This window comes from Sagittula marina (genome assembly GCF_014196795.1).
GTDB lineage: Bacteria > Pseudomonadota > Alphaproteobacteria > Rhodobacterales > Rhodobacteraceae > Sagittula > Sagittula marina.
Genome location: NZ_JACIEJ010000035.1, coordinates 1 through 3,385, shown reverse-complemented (window position 1 = coordinate 3,385; position 3,385 = coordinate 1). Strand labels below are relative to the sequence as shown.

Here is a 3,385-nt window from a genome sequence, read left to right as displayed (position 1 = left end):
GGCATCCCGGGTCTTGTTCTTGCGGCGGGTCTGTCCGGGCATGGCTTTGGCATCGGGCCGGGCGTGGGGCACCTGGTGGCGGACATGGTCCTTGGCCGCAAGACCCTTACTGAAGCGACACAATACCGCCTGGCACGTTTCGCGCGCAGCCAGTGGGGCAAAGTGTCCGATTTCTGACCCTGACGGAGCAAACAGATGAAAACGTATAAACTCGCCCTGATTCCGGGCGACGGCATCGGTGTGGATGTGACCGCCTCGGCAATGCAGGTGGTGCAGGCCGCAGCGTCCAGCCTTGGGTTCGGGATCAACCCGCAGCACTTTGACTGGTCTTGCGCGCATTACCTCGAAACCGGCACAATGATGCCCGAAAACGGGATCGAAACGCTACGGAGCTTTGACGCGATCCTGTTGGGCGCTGTCGGATGGCCGGAGACCGTTCCGGATTCCGTTTCACTGCACGGGCTGCTGCTGCCAATCCGCAAGGCGTTTACGCAATACGCCAATATCCGTCCGCACCGCTTGCTGCCCGGCGTAGAAGGGCCGCTGAAGGCTGAAGGCTTTGACATCCTGTGCATCCGCGAGAACACCGAAGGCGAATATTCCGGCGCCGGGGGCCGGGTCCATCAAGGCACGGTCAACGAGGTCGCGACCGAAACCGCTATCTTCACGCGGACCGGCGTTGAACGCATCTTGCGCTTCGCCTTTGATCAGGCCCGGTTGCGGCGCGGCCACGTGACCTCCGTCACCAAATCCAATGCGCAAAAATACTCGATGGTGTTCTGGGACGAAATCACCCGTCTTGTTGCGCAGGACTATCCCGACGTGACGGTCGACATGATGCACATTGATGCGATGGCCGCGCGGATGGTCATGGCCCCCGAAAGCCTGGACGTGGTGGTCGCCTCAAACCTGTTTGGCGACATTCTGACGGACCTTGGCGCAGCCATTCAAGGGGGGCTTGGCTTTGCGGCCTCGGCCAACATCTGCCCTGATCGCAGCAGCCCGTCGATGTTCGAACCGGTCCACGGTTCTGCCCCCGACATCGCCGGAAAGGGCATCGCCAACCCCATTGCAACGATCTGGTCGGCGGCGATGATGCTCGACCACCTGGGCGAAGCGGAGGCGGCAGCGGCGATTATGTCTGCCGTCGAAGCCGCGACCGCCAAGGGTATCGGCACCCGCCCCGGCCGCCAGACCACCGATGAAATCACCACGGCGATCCTCGCCGCACTGGAGGAAAACGTATGAAACTCAGCGACCCTGACCTGTTCCGCAACGCCGCCGTGATCGACGGAGACTGGCGCGCCCGGTCCGAGATGGCAGTGACCGATCCCGCCACCAATGAGACCCTGGGCCAGCTGCCCGACTGCACCGCCGAAGAAACCGAAGAGGCCATCGCCGCCGCCGCGCGCGCGATGACCGGCTGGGCCGCGCGCACCCATGCGGAGCGTGCCGACCTGCTGATGACATGGTATCATCTGATCCTGGACAACACCGAGGATCTTGCGCAGATCCTGACCGCAGAGCAGGGCAAGCCGCTGCACGAGTCGCGCGGAGAGGTGGCCTATGCTGCCAGCTTCGTGCGCTGGTTCGCCGAAGAGGCGCGGCGCATCAACGGCAAGATCATTCCGTCCCCCACCCCGGGCAAGAAAATCTTTGCCCTGAAGGAACCAGTGGGCGTCTGCGCGATCATCACCCCATGGAACTTTCCTATCGCGATGATCACCCGCAAGGTTGCCCCCGGCCTCGCGGCGGGCTGTACCATGGTGGTGAAACCGTCGGATTTTACACCCTATTCGGCGCTGGCGCTGGCGGTTTTGGCAGAACGCGCGGGCATTCCGGCAGGTGTGCTGAACGTGCTGACCGGCCGGCCCGAAGCCATCGGCGGCGCGCTCACCCGCAGCCCACTTGTGCGCAAGCTTTCGTTTACCGGCTCGACCCGAGTGGGCTCTTTGCTGGCGGAACAATGCGCCCCGACGCTCAAGCGTCTCAGCCTGGAACTGGGTGGCAACGCGCCTTTTGTGGTCTTCGACGACGCCGATCTCGATGCGGCGGTTGAGGGCGCGATGCAGTCCAAATTCCGCAATGGCGGCCAGACGTGTGTATGTGCCAACCGCATCATCGTTCAATCTGGCATTCACGACGATTTTGTCGCAGCGCTGGCCGCGCGCGTCGATGCTCTGCGCGTCGGGCCGGGCACCGCAGAGACTGTGGACATCGGTCCGATGATCAACACGGCAGCCCTCGACAAGATTCGCGCACATGTGGCCGACGCGTTGGACCGGGGCGCTGTGTGCGCGACCAAATCCCGCGAGCTAGACTCGCAATACGCCAACCCCGTGGTGCTGGCCGGGGCGGACACGACGATGCGGCTCGCGGCAGAAGAGACCTTTGGTCCTGTCGCGCCGATCTTTCGCTTCGAGACCGAGGAGGAGGCGCTGGAACTTGCCAATGGCACGCCTTTCGGCCTTGCCGCTTATTTTTACACGCGCGACATGGCGCGCGGCTTCCGATTTGGCGAGGCGCTGGAGTTCGGGATGGTCGGACTCAACACTGGTATCCTCAGCAACGAGGTCTCGCCCTTCGGCGGGGTCAAGGCCTCTGGTCTGGGCCGAGAAGGCGGCCAGGAAGGGATCGAAGAGTATCTCGAAACAAAGGCGATGCACTTCGGCGGTCTCTGAGCCGGCGTGACTGCTGCTGTGACGTGTCATATCATTGGGCCAGAGTTTTCTGGTTCATTGATGTGGGCACAAAGGAACAGCTTGAAGCATTACTCACGTTATCTGGCGATGCGTCCTGGACTTGCACCGGTACCGTTCCGGTGGGTTGCTCATCTTGGCGGCGATCTTTTCGGAGGCCACGGGTGATTTTCCATTCAACGATGAATGGCGCCTGCGCGAGTTGTAGAAGCCGTTGATGTATTCGAACACTGCGACCTCGACGTCCCGGCGCGTTTGCCAGATGTTTCGCCAAATCAGCTCGGCCTTGAGGGATTTGAAGAAGCTTTCGACCGTTGCCCGGCAGGCGATTTGCAAAGCAAATCTGCCGAGAGGGGGCCGAATTGTCATAACAATTTCCCTTGCCGCTCATTGAAGGCAGCAGTTTGTGACGTCGAAGGCGTTTCTGGTACTCGTGAGCACAGTATTGGGCGCCGCGATCCACTGCCCGGCAGGGTATTTCCGCAGGAAATAGCCCGAGAGGGGGGGTGGTGAATGCAGTCGGGTGGCGGCCGGCGCAGCGCGATGGCCATGTCCAAGGACCGCAGTGCCAGGTCCTGCTTCATACGATTGCTAGGGTCAGGACCCATTGATTTCCGTTTGGCGGCGTGATTCAGGGCTCGAAAACCGAGCGGTGAACATGTCTGATCTTTTCTGGTTGAGCGACG

The 3,385-nt window shown here is 61.8% G+C and carries 2 protein-coding genes and 1 pseudogene; 2 read left to right on the top strand and 1 reads right to left on the bottom strand.

What is annotated here, in order from left to right:
- The first annotated feature begins 195 nt into the window (after window positions 1-195).
- Together GGQ68_RS23990 and GGQ68_RS23985 are read left to right on the top strand one after the other, a co-directional pair.
- Window positions 196-1,248 (top strand): tartrate dehydrogenase, encoded by a 1,053-nt coding sequence (locus GGQ68_RS23990; protein ID WP_183970526.1) that lies wholly within the window; start codon window positions 196-198, stop codon window positions 1,246-1,248.
- Complete coding sequence (locus tag GGQ68_RS23985; protein ID WP_183970524.1) at window positions 1,245-2,681, top strand: NAD-dependent succinate-semialdehyde dehydrogenase; 1,437 nt, start codon at window positions 1,245-1,247, stop codon at window positions 2,679-2,681. The genes GGQ68_RS23990 and GGQ68_RS23985 overlap by 4 nt, the downstream gene beginning before the upstream one ends.
- Window positions 2,682-2,774: 93 nt before the next feature.
- Here the strand turns inward: GGQ68_RS23985 and GGQ68_RS23980 are convergent.
- Window positions 2,775-3,316, bottom strand: a pseudogene (locus GGQ68_RS23980) (IS3 family transposase); the annotation flags it as partial.
- Window positions 3,317-3,385 lie beyond the last annotated feature (69 nt).